We start from the raw sequence: 21,224 nt of genomic DNA on the forward strand, positions 1-21,224 counted from the left end.
ATTATTCTCCGTCGTAGCCCATTTGATCATCGTAATAACTCGGCGCGAAATTCTCGAAGCGTGTGTACTTACCCTGAAAAGTCAGCGCTACGGTACCAATCGGACCATTACGCTGTTTACCGATAATAATTTCGGCTTTACCTTTATCAGGCGAATCTTCGTTGTAGACTTCATCGCGATAGATAAAGACGATGAGATCGGCGTCCTGCTCAATCGCACCCGATTCACGCAAATCTGACATGACCGGCCGTTTATTGGGCCGTTGCTCCAGACTCCGGTTTAACTGCGACAAAGCAATCACAGGGACTTCCAGTTCTTTACCCAGGGCTTTGAGGGAGCGTGATATTTCAGAGATCTCGGTTGCCCGGTTTTCCGAAGATTTGCCGGCATTGCCCTGCATCAGCTGCAGGTAGTCAATCACGATCAGGCTAAGACCATGCTCGCGCTTAAGACGACGGGCACGGGCGCGCAATTCCGTCGGCGTTAAAGCCGGTGTATCATCAATAAACAACGGTGCCTCGTTCAGCAATGCAATCGCCGATGTCAGTCGCGGCCAATCATCATCATTGAGCTTACCGGTGCGTAGACGATGCTGATCAATGCGGCCCAGTGATGACAACATACGCATTGCCAGCGCATCAGCCGGCATCTCCATACTAAACACAGCAACCGGCTTTTTACTGTGTATCGCCCCATTTTCGGCAATATTCATCGCAAAGGTGGTTTTACCCATGGAGGGCCGACCAGCGACAATGATCAGATCAGCAGGCTGGAGACCTGAAGTCTGTTCATCAAAGTCAAGAAAGCCGGTAGGCAAACCGGTAATGGAACTGTCCTGCTCAAACAGGGAGTCGATTCGATCGACGACTTTGCTGAGTACATCTTTGACCTGCACAAAGCCACCACCACGCTTGGCACCTTTTTCGGCTATCTCAAAGACATAGCGCTCGGCAATATCAAGCATCTCTTCTTTGGTCATGCCTTCCGGTTTGAAGGCCATGTTGGATATGCTGTTACCGACTTTGATTAGCTGACGCAGAATCGCGCGTTCGCGCACAATTTCAGCATAGGCGGCAATATTCGCCGCGCTGGGAGTATTGCTGGCAAGCATGCCCAGGTAAGCGAGTTCACCAACCTGATCCAATTCATCCCGTTTGTCATGCCATTCAGCGAGCGTGATGACATCGACCGGCTGTGATTGCTCCATCAACTGGGCAATCGCGCGGAAAATCAACTGGTGATCGTGACGATAGAAGTCCTGCTCGACGAGAACATCGGCGACCTGCTCCCAGGCACCGTTGTCGAGCATCAGACCGCCGAGAACTGACTGCTCGGCTTCAACAGAGTGTGGCGGGACTTTCAGGGCCTCTGTGGCGGTATCCTTGAACGATTCTGGATAGCTGATTTCTTCCACAGTGCCACCTAAACCCCATTAAGAAAAAGACAAAATAAAACGCATTGTCGAGTTGAAAATTTTAGCAGAAAACAGGGCCGGTAACCCGGCCCTGTCATTTCAGCATCAAACTCAACTGAATGATTCGGTTATCACAGAATCATTCAGTTATCAGCATTAAGCGTCTTCTTGAGCTTTAGCAATCGCTTCTGCTTCTTCACGAGCCGCATCACGTGCTTTTCTCGCTTCTTCGGCTTCAGCGCGTGCTTGCAGTTCGGCCTCTGAAGTGACATTGACTTTCACGGTCACCAACACATCAGCATGCAGTTGAATATCGATATTATATTCACCCGTGTGACGCAATGGACCCGTTGGCAGGCGTACTTCATTACGGTCAACTTCTGCACCTGCGGCGTTCAACGCATCAGCGATATCAGCAGCAGTAATGGAGCCGAACAGTTTACCTTCCACACCGGCGTTGGCCATGATGTTCAGTTCACCGGCAGCAACCAGTTTGGCTTTACGGCTTTCTGCTTCAGCCAGAACTTTGGCTGCAGCGGCTTCCAATTCAGCACGACGTGCTTCAAATTTTTCTCTGTTCAGCTTGGTGGCAGGCAGTGCTTTACCGGTTGGCACCAGGAAATTACGGCCATAGCCAGATTTCACGGTGACTTCGTCACCCAGGCTTCCAAGCTTTTGAACTTTTTCTAGCAAAATTACTTGCATCGTTCTACCCTCATTCGCAGTCCTGCGACTGCTTATTCAAAACTCCGCGTTACTCGGTTTGTGAGCGTTTACGGAAATTAAACCACTGATCTAAAACACCCAATGTTGCCAGCATCATTACCATCTGAGGCAGCATCAGCACCAACAGTACATACATCGTTACCAACCAGGCTTTACTCTTCTGTCTGAGCTTCACAATCGCATGCACGATGGCCAGCCCCTGCACACCGAATGCCACCAGCATCACCGGCAAACAGTCTGCCAGCACACTGAGCGAATCGCTGAGCGGCGACAGTGTCAATGCCATCAATATGGCGGTGACAATGGCAGCAGGTCGTCCCAGTTGGATTTCCCTGAACTCGTTGCCAAAAGCGCCCGGATTGAACAGCTGTGACTGCCAGAATCGGCCGATAACTAGACCGATAACAGCATTAAAGCTGACGCCGGCTGCAATCAATCCGGTCATCATGCCAGCCAGGTTCCCGGTCATTTGCGCCGTTTCATCCTGACCCAACTGCCAGCCAGGTTGTTCACTGAGTGAAGCCATGAACGGTTCGATCATGTCCCGCCACCAACTGGTCAGGTCAGGCACCAGCAGATGCATCAGTAAAATGGTCACAATGCCCAGACCACTGGACGCCAGCAAGGCTGTCGCCAGGGAACGGGTATAACCTAATGCCAGTGTGGCCAGAAAAACCGGTAACCAACTGGTCAACAGGATCAGACCGGCCACCCAGGGTTGGCCCAACAGGAACCAGGCCATCAGTGTGAATACCACCAGCGTGGCCGTCACCACTTTAGCCCCCTCACCGGGCCCCATCCTCAGGGTTGTCAGGGCAATAACACCACTCGCCAGATAATTCAGCGGCGGTAGCATCATAGCGGCAGCAGACAACAGCGCTGCGGCAATGCCTGCCTGCCATCTGCCCTGCATGGCAAAATCTGCAATTCCTCGCAGCATAATAATGAACTAACTTAAATCAGGTGTTTGAATCAACTGTATTACTTATGCATGTCGCAGTATGGCAACAATGCCAGGAAACGCGCACGCTTCACACAAGTAGACAGCTGACGTTGGTAACGCGCTTTGGTACCTGTGATACGGCTGGGTACGATTTTTCCTGTTTCAGTGATGTAATTTTTCAGCAGATTTACATCTTTGTAGTCGATTTGCTTAATACCTTCAGCGGTAAAGCGACAAAATTTTCTACGTCTAAAAAAACGAGCCATTGTGATTCTCCTAAATAATCAATGCAGCCTTAGGCTGATTTCTTCTCTTCATCTTTTTGCATCATGGGTGACGGTTCGGTGACCGCTTCGTCCATGTTGACAACAAGATGACGGATAACAGCATCGTTGAAACGGAATGCAGTCGTGACTTCGTTGAGCTGCTCAACGTCGCATTCCACATTCATCAGAACGTAGTGTGCTTTGTGCACTTTGTTGATGGGATAAGCCAGTTGACGACGACCCCAGTCTTCCTGACGATGGATGGTACCGCCCTGGCTGGTCAGCGTTTGTGTGTAACGCTCGATCATGCCGGGGACTTGCTCGCTCTGATCAGGGTGGACCAGAAACACGATTTCGTAATGTCTCATTAGAGCTCCTCACGGTTTGAACAGCTTTATGGTCGAACCATAAAGCAAGGAGTTTTGCCTGCAGCGATAAAAACTTTAGGCAATCTAATATTTTACTTGATTTTTTCAGCCGCTCACAAGTGGCGTTGACGATAGGCTTCAAACAGGCAGACCCCGGCAGCGACCGAAACATTGAGACTTTCGGCTTCACCCTGCATGGGAATATAGATGACTTCATCGCAGTTATCACGGGTGAGACGCCGGATACCCTTGCCTTCTGCGCCAAGTACTATCGCCACAGGGCCTTTCAGATCGATCTGGAATAGGCTTTGTTGCGCATCCCCGGATGTGCCCACCAGCCACACTCCCAATTGCTGAAGATCTTTCATCAATCGGGATAGATTGGTGACCTGCGCAAACGGAACCCGTTCTGCGGCACCGCTGGAGATTTTCACTGCAGTGGCGGTGAGACCTGAGGCTCTGTCCTTAGGTGCCACTACCGCATGCACACCAGCGGCTTCGGCAGTGCGAAGGCAGGCGCCCAGGTTATGCGGGTCCTGCACACCGTCCAGAATCAATAGAAAGGCTGGCTCGCTCAAATTTTCAATCAGGTCCAGCAGTCCCTTCTCATCCAGACTTTCCAGCGGTTTACAACGTGCAGCACAGCCCTGATGCTGGACTTCAGGTGCAATCTTATCGAGGGTTTCCCGTTCAGCTTTGTGCACCACAATGCCCTGTTCCCTGGCTGCGGTCAGCAAGGCTTCAACCCGCTGATCCTGACGATCAGCGGCAAGCCAGACTTCTTTGATTCTGCTGACCGGAACATCCAGTGCGGCCTGCACAGCGTGCAGGCCATAAATGATGTCCGGATCGATAGGGGTATGTGATGCCGTTTTGACGGGTTTACGGCGCTTGGTAGGCTTCAGATTCCTGCCCCTCTACAATCGGTTTAACAAACAATTCAACACGGCGGTTGAGCTGACGTCCGGCTTCGGTTTCATTCGTTGCACGTGGTTCAAGCTCACCACGGCCTGTCGCATACAAACGGCCGCGTTCAACGCCATTTGATGCCAGGTAATCGGCAACAGACTGAGCCCGACGCTCGGAAAGCTGCTGATTGTAGCTTTCTGAACCGACGCTGTCAGTGTGACCCACAACATGGATGACTGTTTTGGGGTAGCGTTGCAAAACATCGGCTACTTTATTCAAGGTCGGGGTAAATGCCGATTTCAATGAAGCACTGTCGAAGTCGAAAGAGACTTCACTGGCAATATCGATTTTCAGCGTCTCATTTTCCAGTTGCTGAATTTTCAGCTCGTTTCTGGCCTGTTCATCGGCCAGCGCCTGTTCAAACTCACGCTGTTGATTATCCATGTAACGGCCTACACCGGCACCAGCCAGGGCACCGACCGCAGCACCTGCGACAACACCACCGGTTCCGTCATCCACGGCATAGCCCAGCAGAGCACCGGCAGCGGCACCGACAGCAGCACCGGTTTTGGTTCTTTTATTGGGATCATCAGCCGCACAACCGCTCAGCGCTGTTGCAATCAAAGTCGCCAATACAATTTTTTTCATTCTAATCCTCCATACATTGTCAGCATTCTAGACCCTTGTAATGATGGTGATTATACTGGGTTTAACGCTTTAAAAATGAGACACAGATAGATGAGTGCCAAATTCACCCCGGTCAATATTGCTATTTTGACGGTATCCGATACCAGAACTTTTGACAACGACGCCTCGGGTAAAGTGCTTGAAGATAAAGCTAAGGCCGACGGCCACCATGTGGTAGCTCGCAAAATTGTATCTGACGACACCTATCAGATCAGAGCGCTCATTTCGCAGTGGATCGCTGACCCAGAGGTTGAGGCGATCGTGACTACAGGCGGCACCGGCCTGACCGGTCGTGATGGTACGCCGGAAGCAGTCAAAGTCCTGTTTGACAAGGAAATCGAAGGGTTTGGTGAGTTGTTTCGTTACCTCTCGTATCAAATCATCAAAACTTCCACTGTGCAATCCAGAGCGATTGCGGGTGTCGCCAATGGGACCTTTATTTTCTGCTTGCCGGGCTCTTCCGGGGCTTGCCGAACCGGCTGGGATGAAATCCTGCATGACCAGTTGGATAGCCGCCATAAACCCTGCAATTTTGTGGATTTGATGCCACGCCTGATGGAAAACTAATGCAGATAATCTTATTCACCACGGAAGGCTGCCATCTCTGCGAACAGGCTCATGAACTGCTGCTCAATATCGCGGACAAAGCGCCGCTCGATATCATCCTTCGGGAAATCGGTGATGATGACGATCTGGTCGCCCGTTATGGCATTCGCATTCCAGTGGTGCAATTTGCTGATCAACAGGAACTGGACTGGCCTTTCAAGCAATCTGATCTAGAAGCTATCATCCTCAGATAACTCACCTGTCATCCGTACTTCACAGGAACTTCACCAGACTCGGATAACTCTTACACAAACAAGCGTGTTCGGAGTCCGGTATGTGCCTCAAATCTATTCAGTTTCTGCTGTTTTTCATCGCAGTAGTGCTGCTCAGTTCGGCCAGAGCGAATGAGTTCCCTCCCATACCTGGTGAGCGTTACGACGTCGGTGGATACAGTATCCACATGCTCTGCCGAGGTCAGGGCGAACCCACGGTATTAATCGATGCCGGTCTTGGTGATGACTCGACTGACTGGTTTGAAATTCAGAATGATACCGCAGCAGAAACGCGCGTCTGCGTTTTTGATCGCCCGGGTTACGGCTGGAGCGACGCGGGTCCTCAGCCCCGCAACAGTCTGCGCATTTCCAACGAAATCGAAAAGCTGATTCAGAAAGCTAAAATCCCGGGCCCCTTTGTCCTGGTAGGGCACTCCTTTGGCGGTTACAACATCCGAGTCTTTGCCGCGCAAAACCCGGGCAAAATTGCCGGTATGGTGCTTGTCGATGCCTCGCATGAAAAGCAGTATGAGATTTTTGATATCAGCCTGCCACAACATTTCGATAGAAAAGGCAACATTCTCGTCATGCCTAAATACGGTGATTCTGATTCAGTACTGAATAAACACCGCGTACTACGTGAAAGAGCCTTTCATGCGGCACGTGCTGAGATATCTTCACTATACGAGAGTGCCCGACAGGTGGAACAGTTCAATCAGTTCCCCAAAGTCCCGCTGATTGTAATCAGCCGTGGTAAGTCTGAATGGCTGGGCCGTGTTGACGCCGAGGCCAAGGAACAAACCTGGGCGCGTCTTCAGCAGGATCTGTGGAAGCTCTCTCCTATCAGCCAGCAGGTTTTCGCACCCCGCAGCGGCCATGATATCCATCTCGACCAACCTGAAGTTGTGGTCACAGCCATTACCGATGTGGTGACAATGAGCCGGGTTATGAATTGATTATTAAACTGGCTATACTGTGTCCCTTTTGCAGAGCACAGTAGATGACCATTCAGTACGTCGACACTCCTGACAGCCTGGCAGACCTCTGCGAGCAACTTTCCGGCAGCACCTGGCTGGCCGTCGATACCGAGTTCCACCGCGAGAAGACTTACTTTCCCGAACTATGCCTGGTTCAGATTGCTAATGACGAAATCATCGCCTGTGTGGACCCGTTGGCGCTCGACGATCTGACGCCTCTGCTGGATTTGTTCTACCGTGATGACATGACACTGGTATTCCATGCCGCCCGCCAGGATCTGGAATTATTTTTCATGCTACGGGACAAGCTGCCCCCGCACGTTTTCGATACCCAACTGGCGGCTACCGTGCTGGGCTATGGGGATCAGATTGGATACGGGAACCTGGTCAAACAATGTCTGGATGTCGATCTGGATAAAGCCCACGCCCGGACAGACTGGCGGCAGCGTCCGCTGTCATCGGAGCAACTGGAATATGCGGCTGATGATGTGCGTTACCTGCGTGAACTCTACCACCAACTCAATCACAGGCTAACAGAAACAGGGCGTCTCACTTGGTTAAAAGAAGACTTTGCCACCTTATCCGCCGTCAAAACCTACCAGGAAGATCCCCATAAAAGCTGGCAGCGTATCAAGGGGGCTGGGCGTCTGAAACCGTCTCAACTCGCCGTGCTTCAACAATTGGGTGCCTGGCGCGAGCAACGTGCCATCAAGCACAACCTGCCCAGACGATGGATCTTAAAAGACGATGTGATGCTGGATTTAGCCCGTTTTGCGCCAACGTCTACCGAGAGCATGAAAAAAATCCGTGGCCTGGAACAAAGAGATATTGACCGTCATGGCACAGCGATCCTGGAAGCAATTAAGACAGGCAAAGCGGTGCCCAAATCTGAATGGCCGGTGATGAAACGCCCAACACCGCTAAGTAATCAGCAGGATGCCGTGGTGGACGCCCTGATGGCTTTACTGCGTCAGCGTTGTGATGAACAGAGTATCACCCCGGCCGCCGTGGCCTCACGCAAAGATGTCGAAGCACTGGTCAGAGATGAAGAGACGTCACTACGACAGGGCTGGCGCTACGAAATCGTGGGTCAGCAACTGGAAGACTTTTTAAACGGTAAACTCAGCCTGAGCGGCTCTCACAAACAACTCGAAATTCAACAAAGGTAAAATTATGTCAGCTCTGATTTGTGGCTCTTTCGCCTATGACAGCATTATGGTTTTCCCCGACCAGTTCAAAAACCATATTCTGCCGGATAAGGTGCATATGCTGAATGTCGCATTTCTGGTGCCTGAGCTTCGTAAAGAGTTCGGTGGCTGTGCCGGTAACATCGCATACAACCTAAAACTTCTGGGCGATGAACCGGTACCTATGGGTACCGTAGGTACTGACTTTGGGCCCTACGCCGACTGGATGGATCAACAAGGTATCAGTCGCAAACATGTCCATGTCAAACAGGGGCATTACACCGCACAGGCGTTTATCACCACGGATATGGACGACAACCAGATCACGGCCTTTCATCCCGGTGCGATGAACCTGGCTCACGAGACACACATTTCGGAAGCTGACAATATCAAACTGGCCATCGTTGCCCCGGATGGGCGTGACGGCATGCTGCAGCATGCCCAGCAACTCAAAGATGCCGGTATTCCGTTTATCTTTGATCCGGGCCAGGGGCTGCCGATGTTTAATGGCGATGAATTGATGCAGTTTGCTGAGCAGGCTTCCTACATCGCGCTCAATGATTATGAAGCCCAGTTGTTTATGGATCGCACCGGCCTGCCCGAGGAAGAAATCGCGCGTCAGGTGGAAGCATTGATTATCACCCGCGGTGCGCAGGGTTCAGACATCTTTACTGAAGGTAAAAAGATTGAGATTCCCTGCCACAAAGCAGAGGCGGTGGTTGATCCAACCGGTTGTGGTGATGCCTATCGGGCAGGTTTGATACACGGCATCATGCATGGCAAAGACTGGGAAGAAACCGGCCGTATTGCTGCGAAACTCGGTGCCATCAAAATTGCGCACCATGGCACACAAAATCACAGGCTGTGAGTGACAGCCGCTGGCGATGACTTTCAGATGATAATCAGCTGAATCAGAGCCATCCCAGCGGCAGCCATTATCCCAGCGACAATATCATCCAGCATAATGCCCAGGCCACCATGCAAATGCCTGTCTGCAAGGTTCACCGGCCACGGCTTTAGAATGTCAAAAAAACGAAAGAGTACAAAGCCCAACAGCATCCATTGCCAGCCGGAGGGCGCGAAGGTCATCGCGACCAGATAGCCGACAATTTCATCCCAGACGATACCTGAAGGGTCATCCAGTTTTACCCAGTCAGCCGCTCTCTGACAGAGCCAAATCCCGATAATTGACAGGGCCAGAACCAGGATGAGGTATTCAACCAGAGGCGAATCCTGGATCAACCAATAGATGGGTAAGGCGACTAAGGTGCCAAAAGTGCCGGGCGCCTTAGGTGCCAGGCCGGCGCCAAAACCATAAGCCAGAAAACAGGCTGGGCGCCTGATTAAGCTTCTGAAATTGACCTTAAGCCCCGAAGTGGTCATAGCCTTTCCTTGCATCGATATTCATTTCTTTTCCAGTTTCATCCCGGAGTGATAACTCATTACCCGCAGTGATTTCACCGATGCAATGGATTTCCAGGCCAAGCTCTGCCAATGATTCGACCTTATTGGCCGGCACAGTAAAGCAAAGTTCATAATCATCTCCGGCCCCGAGTGCCAATGGGATAGCAAGCTCCGGTGAGAGCTTTTTCAGACTCGCTGAGAGTGGTATTTGAGCCGGTTTGACGATGGCTCCTGTCTGACTTCGCTCAAGAATGTGTCCCAGATCAGCAAGAAGACCGTCTGAAATATCGATAGCCGAACTCGCATAGTTCAGGATTTTTTGTGCTAACTGATAGCGTGGAGTCGGATATTCCAAACGTTTGTATAGAAACTGCCAGTCAGATTGGTCAAATAAATCGGGAGACCAGTTTTCCAGACGTCTTTTCAACGCGGCCCCGGCATCGCCAAGGGTGCCAGTAACATAGATATAATCACCGACATCTGCACGATCACGACGCAGTGCCCTGGCCTGATCTACCAGACCATGTACCTGAATAGTAATAGTCAGCGGCCCGCGAGTAGTATCACCGCCGACCAGCTGGATACCCGCAGGTCTGGCCGCAAGTGCCAGCCCTTCACTGAAGGCTTGAAGCCACTCAGGCTTATGTTCCGGTAATGTCAGCGCCAGCGTGAACCAGGCCGGTTCGGCCCCCATAGCGGCCAAATCGCTCAGGTTCACGGCCAATGATTTATAGCCCAGCGCTTTGGGGTCCACATCAGCAAAAAAATGAACTCCCTCCACCAGCGTATCAATTGAGACAGCGATTTCTTTGCTCGGGCTGCACTGTAACAACGCGCAGTCATCGCCAATACCGAGAGTGACATCCTGTCGCATCGCTGTCAGCTTCGAAAAATAATCTTCAATCAGGGAAAATTCGGACAGAGACAAACCGGACTCTCTTTAAAAAGAAAGGACGGCGGCAAATCATTGCCACCGCCACTCAATGATGTTTATTCAGACCCGTGGAAGAGATCGCGCATTCAACGTTTCGCACGTGCTTCTTTGGCTGCCTGATATTCATGCGGTCTGAGACGGGCCCCCATTTTATCGAGCACACCATTGACATATTTGTGCCCCTGTTCACCACCAAAGGACTTGGCCAGTTCCACTGCTTCATTCAGCACAACCCGATAGGGAATTTCCGGCAGGTGCATAAATTCAAATGTGGCCAATCTCAATACGGAAATTTCAACCGGATCAACCGCATTCAGATCACGATCGACAGCTTCTGACAGCGTGGCATCGATCTGATCCTGGTATTTAATCGCCCCTTCGATGAGCGTGCTGAAATATTTACTATCGATTTTGTTTGCGTATTCTGCCGTGACAAAATCCAGCGCGTCTTTCTGCGGTGCTTCATTATTGACCAGCGCCTGATACAGAGCCTGAACAGCAGCACGGCGTGCTTTGGTGCGGGGTAATCCGGCTGCCATTTAGTTGCCAGCCTCGATTTGACGCAGCACATTAACCATTTCGATCACACCCATCGCAGCTTCGGCGCCTTTGTTCCCCGCTTTGGTACCGGCGCGTTCAATGGCCTGCTCAATGGTGTCGACAGTCAGCACACCGAAGGAAACCGGCATATCCAGTTGCAGCGCCAGTTGGCCCAGACCTTTTGAGCATTCACCAGCGACATATTCAAAGTGCGGCGTGCCGCCACGAATGACTGCACCCAGGGCGATAATGGCATCGTATTTACCGGTCCGCCCCATACGCTGGACGGCAAGCGGAATTTCTACCGCACCAGGCACCCGGGCCAGTTCGATATCGCTCTCGCTGGCACCATGGCGAACCAGACAGTCAATCGCACCTTCGATCAGGTTGTTGACCACGAAGTCATTAAAACGACCAGCGACGATACCGACGCGGAGTCCCTTGGCTGAAAAATCACCCGAAAATGTCGTGACATTGCTCATTTCTAAAGATCCAACGCTATAAGATTAAAAGTATTGTACTCATTTTATATTTGCCCTGCCCGCTGCATTATTTCAGAACCAGCGTCGGCTTTTCGAGCTGCTCTTGTTGCGGGCATGGGGTAAACCATCAGGATCGGCTTTAACCGTAATCCATTCATAGGGCGCCTGATCGATTCTGACCGCGGTCAGGGTTTCGCCCCAGACAGCCCCGCTATCCAGTGAAAACACGTTACCATATTGACCAGTACCTAATGTAGACCAGTGACCAAACACGATCCTGTCCTGTTCACTGGCTCTGCCAGGCATTTCAAACCAGGGCTTTTGATGCAGCGGCTTGTCTTCTGGCGCGCCTTTGTATTTCAACGCCAGCCTGCCATCTTCATGGCAGTAGCGCAGTCGTGTGAAACAGTTGGTGATAAACCGCAGTCTGTCCCAACCCTTCAAATCCGGTGACCAGCGCTTGGGATTATTGCCATACATATGGGCAAAGAATGCCTGCCAGTTATCCGATTTCAGCACTGATTCAACCTCAGCACTTCGTTCGCGGGCTTCAGAGATCGACCATTCAGGCGGCAGACCGGCGTGTACCATACTGAATTGGAGGACTTCATCGTGATAAAACAACGGCTGCTGACGCAGCCATTGCATGATCTCATCACTATCGCTGGCTGCCAGTACCGGTGCTATGGTGTCCATATGATGCTGGTATTCGACCACTCCCGCGGCATTCGCCAACAGATGTAAGTCGTGGTTACCCAGCACGCTGACACAGCTGTCCCCCAGACTTTTCACAAAGCGCAGCACTTCGAGTGATTTGGGACCGCGGTTGACCAGATCACCGGCCAGCCAGATTTGATCAGATGCTGGATCAAACTGTATTTGATCCAGCATCTTGTTCAACTCGTCATAACAGCCCTGGACATCACCTATCGCGAAGACAGCCATCAGTATCGAGATTTAGCGGCGGCGATAGAGTGGCTCGGGACGCAGAACCGTGGCCTGATAACTTTCGGTGAAGTCATCAAATGCCGACAAGGCATTGGTCAGGCGATTGGGGTTTGCCAGTTCAAAGCTGTTAATGCCGCACTGAGACATATAGAACAACTGATCCTGCAGCACATCACCCTGTGCCCGGATTTCGCCTTTAAAGCCATAACGCTCACGCAGCAATTTCGCGTAGGAATAGCAGCGGCCGTCAGTGAAGACCGGGAACAGCAATACAATCAGAGAAAACCGCGCCAAATCGGGCACGATTTCTTCCAGTGGATCATCGCCGCTCAGGCGCAGGCCCAGACCACCTTCATGATGTTCCAGTGACTCATGTTGCTCCTGCCAGCGTGCCAGCGAGACAGTGATATTGCCTGCAACCAGCTCTGCTTCATCATCAAGATGCAGCCAGTTATCTTCGACAATTTCACGATCTTTAATGATCTGCATAAACACGCTCCTTGAATGGGTCCACACCAACGCGGCGAACCGTCGCCAGGAATGATTCATCTTCATGACGCAGATTGACGTAAGCATCAATCAGATGCGAAACCGTATCAACGACTTCTTCTTTAGGAATCGCTTTACCGAGACGTTCACCGATAGCGGCATCGGCTTCTGAACTACCACCCAGTGTGAACTGATACCATTCCTCGCCTTTCTTATCGACACCCAAAATGCCGATATGACCGACGCTCTGGTGGGCACAGCCATTCATACAACCAGAGAACTTGATCTTGATGTCGCCCAGGTCATAGAGGTGATCCAGGTCATCAAAGCGCTCCGCGATTTGCTTGGATAAAGGAATCGAGGTCGCGTTAGCCAGGCCACAGTAATCCAGGCCCGGACAACAGATGATATCAGTCAGCGTGTTAATGTTCGGTGTCGCCAGACCTTCAGCCTGTAGTTGCTGCCAGAGTTCATACAGATCCGCCTGTTTGACATCTGCGAGTACCAGATTCTGTGTGTGAGTAGAGCGGATTTCACCGAAACTGTATTTGTCAGCCAGGTCAGCGACGATCTCCATCTGTTCGGAAGTAATATCTCCCGGCGCCTGACCATGTTTTTTCAATGACACATAGACCGCTTTATAGCCCGGGACTTTGTGTTCAAAGGTGTTCTGTTTGAGCCAGCGAGCGAAGGCTTTATCTTCAGCGAGCTTGGCCTCAAAAGTGGTATCGGCAGCGGCATTGCTGTCGTAATCAGGTTCAGTGAAGAAGGCTTTCACACGATCGATTTCTTTCTGGTCCAGGCGCAGTTGATCACGGATTTGCACCCACTCTGCTTCGACCAGTTCGCGGATGTGATTGATGCCGTGCTCGCGAACGGTAATCTTGATGCGGGCTTTGTACTTGTTATCACGGCGTCCCAGGCGGTTATAAACACGCAGGATCGCTTCCAGGTAAGACAGCAGATCTTCTTTTTCCAGGAACGGACGAATCTGCTCTCCGATAATCGGGGTACGACCCAGGCCGCCACCAACCAGGACTTCGAAACCAATTTCACCATCATGGTTTTTAACCAGATGCAGACCGATGTCATGCAGTTTGGTCGCCGCACGGTCGGTTTCAGAGCCGATAATCGCAATCTTGAATTTGCGCGGCAGATAGGCAAATTCCGGGTGGAAGGTTGACCACTGACGAATGATTTCAGCCCATGGACGGGGATCTTCGATTTCCTCGGCATTGATACCGGCAAACTGATCAGTCGTCGTGTTACGGATATCATTACCACTGGTTTGAATCGCATGCATCTGCACTGTAGCCAGTTCAGCCAGGATATCAGGCACATCTTCCAGTTTCGGCCAGTTCAACTGGAAATTGGTCCGGGTCGTGAAGTGGACAAAGCCCTTGTCATAGCGGCGGGCAATGTCAGCGACCTTGCGAACCTGTTTGGAAGACATCAGACCGTAAGGCACGGCGATACGTAACATCGGTGCATGAATCTGAATATACAGCCCATTCGCCAATCGCAAAGGACGGAATTGATCTTCAGTCAGTTCACCTGCCAGGTAACGGCGGGTTTGATCGCGGAATTGGGCGACCCGCTGATCAACCATCATCTGATCATACTTATCGTATTGATACATCTAAGCTCTCTAAAACGCTAAATAACCGGACCCGGTATTATAAACGGGCAGGTATATAACGGGAAATTATAAATAACTATATTGATATTCGGGATTTATCTAAATACCGCATGACTGCGGGTTTTGAAACGGTTTTATTAATCAGAATCAGCCGAACATCGATCGGGGGAAGTTGTACACGATGCGACTGTTTCACTTATTTGCCAAACCAATTTACTGAGCTATCCTCTGTATGAAGCTAAAGATAAGCCAGATAGCCGGCCAGGAGAAAATAAAACAATGTTCAAAAACAAACGTCAAACTCAGCGCTTCTGGTTGCTGGCCGCTTTTATTGTCGTTATCTACGCCGCCAGTCATTATCAGCCGGGCCCCGTCACCGAGGTCGCGCCCCCCAAGACTGATGTTGTCGCACTTTACCAGGCGCAGCAAAGTGACGTTCAGGTTGAAGTGGCCGGCCGGGTTATCCGTTTGCTGGAAGACGATAATCAGGGTAGCCGCCACCAGCGCTTTATCATGGAAATGGCCGATGGCCACACTCTACTGGTTGCCCATAATATCGATCTGGCCCCCAGAATTAATGGTCTTAAGGTGGGTGATGAAGTGACAGTTTATGGTGAATATGAATGGAACAATAAGGGCGGTGTGATGCACTGGACCCATCATGACCCGGACAACCGTCACCCCCATGGCTGGATTCGTCATCAGGGGCAGCTGTATCAGTGAGATGAGTGCCGTTAAACCATTGAGCTACAGTTTTCCGCCGATTGTCGGTATCAAGCCGAGAGTGCTGATTCTAGGCTCGATGCCCGGTGTTGCCTCGCTTGAAGCGCAGCAGTATTACGCTCATCCGCGCAATGCTTTCTGGCCGATAATGGCTGAACTGGTCGCTCTCAATACCCAATGGTCATATCAAACGCGTTGCCAGCACCTCGTTGATCATGGCATCGCCGTCTGGGACGTTTTGAAAGCCTGTTATCGCCCCGGCAGTCTGGATCAACATATCGACCCGGCCAGTATTGAGGCCAATGACTTTCAGGATTTTTTTGAACAACACCCGACCCTTGAAGCGGTGTTCTTTAACGGCAGCAAATCCGAACAGTTATTCAAACGGCAGGTCTTGCCGACGTTGTCAGCACACCGGCCCATGATTAAGTTGCCTTCAACCAGCCCGGCTCATGCCGCGCTGAGTGTCAGTGAGAAACTCGCCGCCTGGCGGGTAGTCAGGGATTATTGCTGAAATTGTTGCCTTATTGCCTGGCATTGAAATCAGCCTCGTCCGATAGCCAACAACGACGTGAACCGGGTCAGGACTGATTTAACTCAGGCAAGCCCATGAGATAAAAAAAGGCAGAGGATAAATCCTCTGCCTTGGTTAATGCCTGTTGACTGGCGCTGGACCAGTGCTGGACAGCTTTGGCTGCTTATGACAACAGATCAAACCTGTCGGCATTCATGACCTTGGTCCACGACTTGACGAAGTCTTTAACAAACTTCTCACCGGCATCATCCTGAGCGTAGACTTCAGCATATGAACGCAGAATAGAATTCGACCCAAATACCAGGTCAAACCGGGTTGCTGTCCATTTCAGTGCATCAGTTTTGCGGTCACGAATCTCATACAGATTGTCTCCCGCCGGTTTCCAGCTATAAGCCATATCGGTCAGGTTAACGAAAAAGTCATTGCTCAGTTGCCCTTCCCGCTCGGTGAATACACCATGCTTGGTGCCGCCGAAGTTGGTTCCCAGCACTCGCATGCCGCCAATCAGCACCGTCATTTCCGCTGCGGTCAGGCCCAGTAACTGGGCACGATCCAGCATCAGTTCTTCAGGCTTCACCACGTAATTCTGTTTCTGCCAGTTCCGGAAACCATCAGCGACCGGCTCCAGAGGCTCGAATGACTCGACATCGGTCATTTCCTGGCTGGCATCCCCCCGACCTTTATGGAAGGGCACCAGTACGTCATAACCGGCTGCTCTGGCAGCCTGTTCGATACCGACACCACCCGCCAGCACGATAATGTCGGCGATGCTGGCACCGGTCTCGGCTGAAATGGTTTTGTAAGTTTCCAGCACTTTGGTCAGACGAACCGGCTCATTACCTTCCCAGTCTTTCTGAGGTGCCAGACGGATGTGCGCGCCATTGGCCCCACCACGCATGTCCGAACCACGGAAAGTCCGGGCACTGTCCCAGGCTGTGCTGACCATTTCAGCGATACTGAGATTAGTTTCAGCGATTCTTTTTTTCACTGTTTCGACACAGTAGTCGGTATTACCAGCCGGAACAGGATCCTGCCAGATCAAATCTTCATCAGGCACATCCGGACCGATATAACGTGTTTTGGGCCCCAGATCACGATGCGTCAGTTTGAACCAGGCACGGGCAAAGCTATCTCTGAAGTACTCAGGATCTGCCATAAACTTCTCGCAGATCTGACGATAAGTCGGATCCATCTTCATTGCCATATCGGCATCGGTCATGATGGGATTATGGCGAAGCATAGGGTCATCAGTGTCTACCGGCTTATCATCATCTTTGATATCAATGGGCTCCCACTGCCAGGCACCGGCAGGACTTTTCCTGGGCTCCCACTCATGGCCAAACAACATGTCGAAGTAGCCCATATCAAACACGGTGGGCTGGGTCGTCCAGGCACCTTCCAGACCAGAGGTCAATGAATTGCTCGATTTTCCCTGCTGATTCGGGTTTTTCCAGCCAAAGCCCTGCTCTTCAAGATCAGCGGCTTCAGGCGCTGGACCGCAGGCCGCAGCATCACCATTACCATGACATTTACCAACGGTGTGACCACCTGCGGTGAGGGCTACAGTTTCCTCGTCATTCATTGCCATGCGTTTGAATGTGACACGAACCTGTTCGGCCGTTTTGAGAGGGTCTGGATTACCGTTGACACCTTCGGGATTGACATAAATCAAACCCATTTGAACTGCCGCCAGTGGATTTTCCATGGTGTCTGGTTCGTCAACGTTTTCATAACGCTCGTCCGAAGGTGCCAGCCATTCTTTTTCTGCACCCCAGTAAATGTCTTTCTCCGGATGCCAGACGTCCACGCGACCGAAGGAAAAGCCATAAGCAGGCAGGCCCATTGACTCATAAGCCACTGTACCGGCCAGAATCATGAGATCCGCCCAGGAAATTTTATTGCCATATTTCTTTTTAATTGGCCACAGCAAGCGTCGTGCTTTATCGAGATTACCGTTATCCGGCCATGAATTGAGTGGCGCGAAACGCTGACTACCGGTGCCGCCGCCACCGCGACCGTCAGCAATCCGATAAGTCCCGGCCGCATGCCAGGCCAGGCGAATCATCAAACCACCATAGTGTCCCCAATCTGCCGGCCACCATTCCTGACTTTCTGTCATCAGGGCATGCATATCTTTCTTCAGCTGGTCAAAGTCCAGTTTGCGGACTTCAGTGCGATAATCAAAATCCTCATCCATCGGATTGGTTTTACGATCGTGCTGATGAAGAATGTCAAGATTGAGTGACTCGGGCCACCAGTCGGTGACTGACTTGCCCGATTCGGTCATCGCACCATGCATCACCGGACATTTACCTGCGGGCTGTTTTGACTCTGTAGTCATGTTTGCTCTCCTCTATCTGAAAAAACCCTCGAAAGGGGCTTTCAATCTAATTCGTACAATAGAGAAGCTAACACAGTCAGTTGACTGTATTGATGCCTAATACCAATGCAATCAATCGAGATAAGCGATTACTTGTGGGAGCTTATCCGGTTCAACAAAAATATTTAGCCGAAGCACAGCATTAAATTAATGGGGAAAGTGAGGAGGCACCGCTCAAGCTAAGCGTACTTGAAAGCGTTTTCGCCAGCCCAATTGGGCTGGCGAAAAAAACACCGGCTATTTGAGCAGCTGGCTCAGATCTTTGGCATCCCAGTGCGGGAAGTGCTTGCGAATCAATGCATTCAGTTCCAGTTCGAATGCCGAAAATTCACCGGCAGGAACAGTCTGATGACTGCCAGAGACGGCATCAGTAATCATGCCAGCGCCAATGGTGACATTGCTCAGACGATCGATAATGATGAAAGAACCGGTAATGCGGTTGCGTTTGTAGGTATCAAACACGACCGGCTTGTTCAGTGAGAACTCACATAAACCGATTTCATTCAGCTTGAGCTCAGTGGCATTGCTTTGCTGCAGGGTGTTTACATCAACCTGATGATCAATCGCTGTCAGTGAGCCGGTGCTCTCATTCACGCCTACTTTGATGCTGTATTGCTTGCCGGCAGTCAGTGGTTGTTCGGTCATCCACACCACCATCGCCTTGAACTGGCTGGAAACATGTGGCTGGTGATGATTGCTGTGAACGATCATATCGCCACGGCTGACATCAATTTCATTTTCCAGCGTGACGGTAATGGCTTCACCCGGCACGGCATGATCAAGGTCGCCATCATAAGTGACCAGCGCCTTGATTTTGCTCTCTTTGCCGGACGGCAGTACGGTAATCGCATCTCCCGGCTTCAGAATACCGGATGCCAGCGTGCCGCAGTAACCGCGGAAGTTCAGGTTGGGACGATTGACATACTGCACCGGGAAGCGGGCATCTTCGAAATTCGGATCATCGGCAATATCGACATTCTCAAGAATGTCCATCAAGGTCTCGCCCTCATACCAGGGCATGTTCTCGCTCTTGTTGACGACGTTATCGCCCACCAGCGCCGACAGCGGTACGAAGTGAATATCTTCGATTTCCAGTTCACGGGCGAATTCGGCGTAATCCTTACGGATATTATCGAAGACTTCCTGGCTGTAATCCATCAGGTCCATCTTGTTGATAGCGACTACGATGTGCTTGATGCCCAGCAGTGAAGCAATGAAGCTGTGACGACGGGTCTGGGTCTGAACGCCGTGACGGGCATCAATCAGAATCACGGCCAGCTGGCAGGTCGATGCACCGGTTGCCATATTACGGGTGTACTGCTCATGACCCGGGGTATCGGCAATAATGAATTTACGCTTGGTGGTCGAGAAATAGCGGTAAGCAACATCGATGGTAATGCCCTGCTCACGTTCAGCCTGCAGACCATCCACCAGCAAGGCCAGATCAACCTGATCACCGGTGGTACCCGATTTGGCACTGTCCCGGGTCACCGCTTCCAACTGATCTTCATAGATCATTTTGGAGTCATGCAACAGACGGCCAATCAGCGTACTCTTACCGTCATCCACATTACCGCAGGTCAGAAAACGCAGCAGTTCTTTGTTTTCATGCTGCTTCAGGTAAGCCTCGATATCTGTCGCGATCAGGCTATCTGTTTGGTATGAGCTTTCAGTAGTCATGCGTGCTCCTCCAAGGTAATAATTGCGCGTTCAGTGAGCTTGTCAGCCTTCATGGCAAGGCGTGACTCGCAGGTAAGGGTTGTTTCCTTGGCAAGAGGCACAACGAAGTCCATGGTGGTTGACAAGTTCACCCTCCGGGCGTCCCTGTGATGTCCCGCAGCCGCGTTCCAGCGCTTGATAAGGGAATGGCCATTACCTGCGCACTGCGCCTTGCTGCGAAACATCACAGGGGCGCTGAATCCGTAATTATTATCTTGTAGGAGCACTAGAAATAACCCTCTTGTTTTTTCTTCTCCATGGAACCGGCCTGATCGTGGTCGATGGCACGGCCCTGGCGTTCTGAAGTGGTGGTTAACAACATTTCCTGAATGATTTCCGGCAGCGTGTCGGCGTCGGATTTGACCGCACCGGTCAATGGATAACAGCCCAGAGTTCTGAAACGGACTTTTTCCATTCTGATTTCTTCGCCTTCGGGAATACGCATACGATCATCATCGACCATGATGGTCAGACCGTTGTAGTTCACCACCGGGCGCTCTGCCGCGTAATACAATGGCACAATCGGAATCTCTTCCAGATAGATGTATTGCCAGATATCCAGCTCGGTCCAGTTTGACAGTGGGAAAACACGGATGCTCTCGCCCTTGTTCACCTTGCTGTTGTAAATGTTCCAAAGCTCCGGACGCTGTGCTTTCGGGTCCCAACGGTGATTCTTATCCCGGAAAGAATAGACCCGCTCTTTGGCGCGCGATTTTTCCTCGTCACGACGAGCACCACCGAAGGCCGCATCGAAGCCATATTTACTCAATGCTTCCTTGAGGGCATCGGTTTTCATGATGTCGGTATAACGAGGATGATCGAAGGGGTTAATACCCGCTTCTTTACCTTCCTGGTTGGTATGGACGATGAGTTCCAGACCATGCTCTTTGGCCATGTTGTCACGGAACTTGATCATGTCCTTGAACTTCCAGGTGGTATCGATATGCATCAGTGGAAACGGCAGTTTACCCGGCGCAAACGCTTTCATCGCCAGATGCAGCATCACGGCGGAGTCTTTACCGATGGAATACAGCATCACCGGGTTTTCGAACTCAGCGGCCACTTCACGAATGATGTGGATGCTCTCCGCCTCCAGTTGTTTGAGATGGGTTAATTGTTTTTCAGTCATTATCGTT

The 21,224-nt window shown here is 51.2% G+C and carries 24 protein-coding genes; 7 read left to right on the forward strand and 17 right to left on the reverse strand.

The genetic code is table 11. From position 1 onward, the window contains the following. Position 1 precedes the first annotated feature (1 nt). From dnaB to OMQ46_RS13330, 7 genes are all read right to left on the reverse strand, one after another. Positions 2-1,414, reverse strand: coding sequence for a replicative DNA helicase (dnaB, locus tag OMQ46_RS13300; RefSeq protein ID WP_266237586.1), 1,413 nt, complete (start codon positions 1,412-1,414; stop codon positions 2-4). A 156-nt stretch (positions 1,415-1,570) separates the two neighbouring features. Then, on the reverse strand, positions 1,571-2,119 hold the full coding sequence (gene rplI, locus OMQ46_RS13305) for a 50S ribosomal protein L9 (protein ID WP_416234844.1): 549 nt from the start codon (positions 2,117-2,119) through the stop codon (positions 1,571-1,573). A gap of 49 nt (positions 2,120-2,168) precedes the next feature. Continuing rightward, on the reverse strand, positions 2,169-3,053 hold the full coding sequence (locus OMQ46_RS13310) for a DUF2232 domain-containing protein (protein WP_266237588.1): 885 nt from the start codon (positions 3,051-3,053) through the stop codon (positions 2,169-2,171). A gap of 68 nt (positions 3,054-3,121) precedes the next feature. Next, positions 3,122-3,349: a 30S ribosomal protein S18 gene (rpsR, locus tag OMQ46_RS13315; RefSeq protein ID WP_007146026.1), complete on the reverse strand. Its 228-nt coding sequence runs from the start codon at positions 3,347-3,349 to the stop codon at positions 3,122-3,124. A gap of 29 nt (positions 3,350-3,378) precedes the next feature. Then, complete coding sequence (rpsF, locus tag OMQ46_RS13320; RefSeq protein WP_266237589.1) at positions 3,379-3,717, reverse strand: 30S ribosomal protein S6; 339 nt, start codon at positions 3,715-3,717, stop codon at positions 3,379-3,381. Between the two features lie 113 nt (positions 3,718-3,830). Beyond that, the gene (gene rlmB / locus OMQ46_RS13325; protein WP_266237647.1) at positions 3,831-4,571 is read right to left on the reverse strand and encodes a 23S rRNA (guanosine(2251)-2'-O)-methyltransferase RlmB; all 741 of its coding nucleotides are present in this window, start codon (positions 4,569-4,571) and stop codon (positions 3,831-3,833) included. Between the two features lie 28 nt (positions 4,572-4,599). Next, on the reverse strand, positions 4,600-5,274 hold the full coding sequence (locus tag OMQ46_RS13330) for an OmpA family protein (RefSeq protein ID WP_266237590.1): 675 nt from the start codon (positions 5,272-5,274) through the stop codon (positions 4,600-4,602). 90 nt (positions 5,275-5,364) lie between these two features. Between OMQ46_RS13330 and moaB the strand changes: the two genes are divergently transcribed. The 5 genes from moaB to OMQ46_RS13355 all read left to right on the forward strand — a co-directional run bounded on the left by moaB (position 5,365) and on the right by OMQ46_RS13355 (position 9,163). Next, the gene (gene moaB / locus OMQ46_RS13335) at positions 5,365-5,880 is read left to right on the forward strand and encodes a molybdenum cofactor biosynthesis protein B (RefSeq protein WP_266237591.1); all 516 of its coding nucleotides are present in this window, start codon (positions 5,365-5,367) and stop codon (positions 5,878-5,880) included. Further along, a complete protein-coding gene (locus tag OMQ46_RS13340; protein ID WP_266237592.1) occupies positions 5,880-6,113 on the forward strand; it encodes a glutaredoxin family protein in 234 nt (77 codons plus the stop codon). The genes moaB and OMQ46_RS13340 overlap by 1 nt, the downstream gene beginning before the upstream one ends. Before the next feature lie 80 nt (positions 6,114-6,193). Beyond that, positions 6,194-7,087, forward strand: coding sequence for an alpha/beta fold hydrolase (locus tag OMQ46_RS13345; protein ID WP_266237593.1), 894 nt, complete (start codon positions 6,194-6,196; stop codon positions 7,085-7,087). Positions 7,088-7,131: 44 nt separating this feature from the next. Further along, positions 7,132-8,277: a ribonuclease D gene (gene rnd, locus OMQ46_RS13350; protein WP_266237595.1), complete on the forward strand. Its 1,146-nt coding sequence runs from the start codon at positions 7,132-7,134 to the stop codon at positions 8,275-8,277. A 4-nt stretch (positions 8,278-8,281) separates the two neighbouring features. After that, a complete protein-coding gene (locus OMQ46_RS13355) occupies positions 8,282-9,163 on the forward strand; it encodes a carbohydrate kinase family protein (RefSeq protein ID WP_266237596.1) in 882 nt (293 codons plus the stop codon). A gap of 23 nt (positions 9,164-9,186) precedes the next feature. On the opposite strand, the gene OMQ46_RS13360 is transcribed toward OMQ46_RS13355, so the two are convergent. The 7 genes from OMQ46_RS13360 to OMQ46_RS13390 all read right to left on the reverse strand — a co-directional run bounded on the left by OMQ46_RS13360 (position 9,187) and on the right by OMQ46_RS13390 (position 14,731). Next, positions 9,187-9,678 (reverse strand): phosphatidylglycerophosphatase A, encoded by a 492-nt coding sequence (locus tag OMQ46_RS13360; protein ID WP_266237598.1) that lies wholly within the window; start codon positions 9,676-9,678, stop codon positions 9,187-9,189. Next, positions 9,659-10,627, reverse strand: a complete 969-nt coding sequence (thiL, locus tag OMQ46_RS13365; protein WP_266237599.1) for a thiamine-phosphate kinase — start codon at positions 10,625-10,627, stop codon at positions 9,659-9,661. The genes OMQ46_RS13360 and thiL overlap by 20 nt, the downstream gene beginning before the upstream one ends. A gap of 92 nt (positions 10,628-10,719) precedes the next feature. Beyond that, positions 10,720-11,172: a transcription antitermination factor NusB gene (gene nusB / locus OMQ46_RS13370; protein WP_266237601.1), complete on the reverse strand. Its 453-nt coding sequence runs from the start codon at positions 11,170-11,172 to the stop codon at positions 10,720-10,722. Further along, positions 11,173-11,655, reverse strand: a complete 483-nt coding sequence (gene ribE, locus OMQ46_RS13375) for a 6,7-dimethyl-8-ribityllumazine synthase (protein WP_266237602.1) — start codon at positions 11,653-11,655, stop codon at positions 11,173-11,175. It lies immediately after the preceding gene. A gap of 72 nt (positions 11,656-11,727) precedes the next feature. Beyond that, a complete protein-coding gene (locus OMQ46_RS13380; protein WP_266237603.1) occupies positions 11,728-12,600 on the reverse strand; it encodes a symmetrical bis(5'-nucleosyl)-tetraphosphatase in 873 nt (290 codons plus the stop codon). Positions 12,601-12,612: 12 nt separating this feature from the next. Then, positions 12,613-13,092 carry a DUF934 domain-containing protein gene (locus OMQ46_RS13385; protein ID WP_266237604.1) on the reverse strand — a complete coding sequence of 160 codons (480 nt, stop codon included), beginning with the start codon at positions 13,090-13,092 and terminating at the stop codon, positions 12,613-12,615. After that, on the reverse strand, positions 13,079-14,731 hold the full coding sequence (locus tag OMQ46_RS13390) for a nitrite/sulfite reductase (RefSeq protein WP_266237606.1): 1,653 nt from the start codon (positions 14,729-14,731) through the stop codon (positions 13,079-13,081). Before OMQ46_RS13390 ends, OMQ46_RS13385 begins: the two co-directional genes overlap by 14 nt. 279 nt (positions 14,732-15,010) lie before the next feature. On the opposite strand from OMQ46_RS13390, the gene OMQ46_RS13395 reads away from it, so the two are divergent. Beyond that, positions 15,011-15,454, forward strand: coding sequence for a DUF3465 domain-containing protein (locus tag OMQ46_RS13395; protein WP_266237607.1), 444 nt, complete (start codon positions 15,011-15,013; stop codon positions 15,452-15,454). Next, the gene (locus tag OMQ46_RS13400; RefSeq protein WP_266237609.1) at positions 15,393-15,968 is read left to right on the forward strand and encodes a DNA-deoxyinosine glycosylase; all 576 of its coding nucleotides are present in this window, start codon (positions 15,393-15,395) and stop codon (positions 15,966-15,968) included. Before OMQ46_RS13395 ends, OMQ46_RS13400 begins: the two co-directional genes overlap by 62 nt. A 184-nt stretch (positions 15,969-16,152) precedes the next feature. Here the strand turns inward: OMQ46_RS13400 and katG are convergent, their stop codons facing one another. The 3 genes from katG to cysD form a co-directional block, all read right to left on the reverse strand. Next, positions 16,153-18,330, reverse strand: coding sequence for a catalase/peroxidase HPI (gene katG, locus OMQ46_RS13405; RefSeq protein WP_266237610.1), 2,178 nt, complete (start codon positions 18,328-18,330; stop codon positions 16,153-16,155). 276 nt (positions 18,331-18,606) lie between these two features. Then, the gene (gene cysN / locus OMQ46_RS13410) at positions 18,607-20,049 is read right to left on the reverse strand and encodes a sulfate adenylyltransferase subunit CysN (protein WP_266237611.1); all 1,443 of its coding nucleotides are present in this window, start codon (positions 20,047-20,049) and stop codon (positions 18,607-18,609) included. 265 nt (positions 20,050-20,314) lie between these two features. Then, a complete protein-coding gene (gene cysD, locus OMQ46_RS13415) occupies positions 20,315-21,217 on the reverse strand; it encodes a sulfate adenylyltransferase subunit CysD (protein ID WP_266237612.1) in 903 nt (300 codons plus the stop codon). Between the last annotated feature and the right edge of the window lie 7 nt (positions 21,218-21,224).

Source organism: Methylophaga sp. OBS1 (assembly GCF_026319365.1).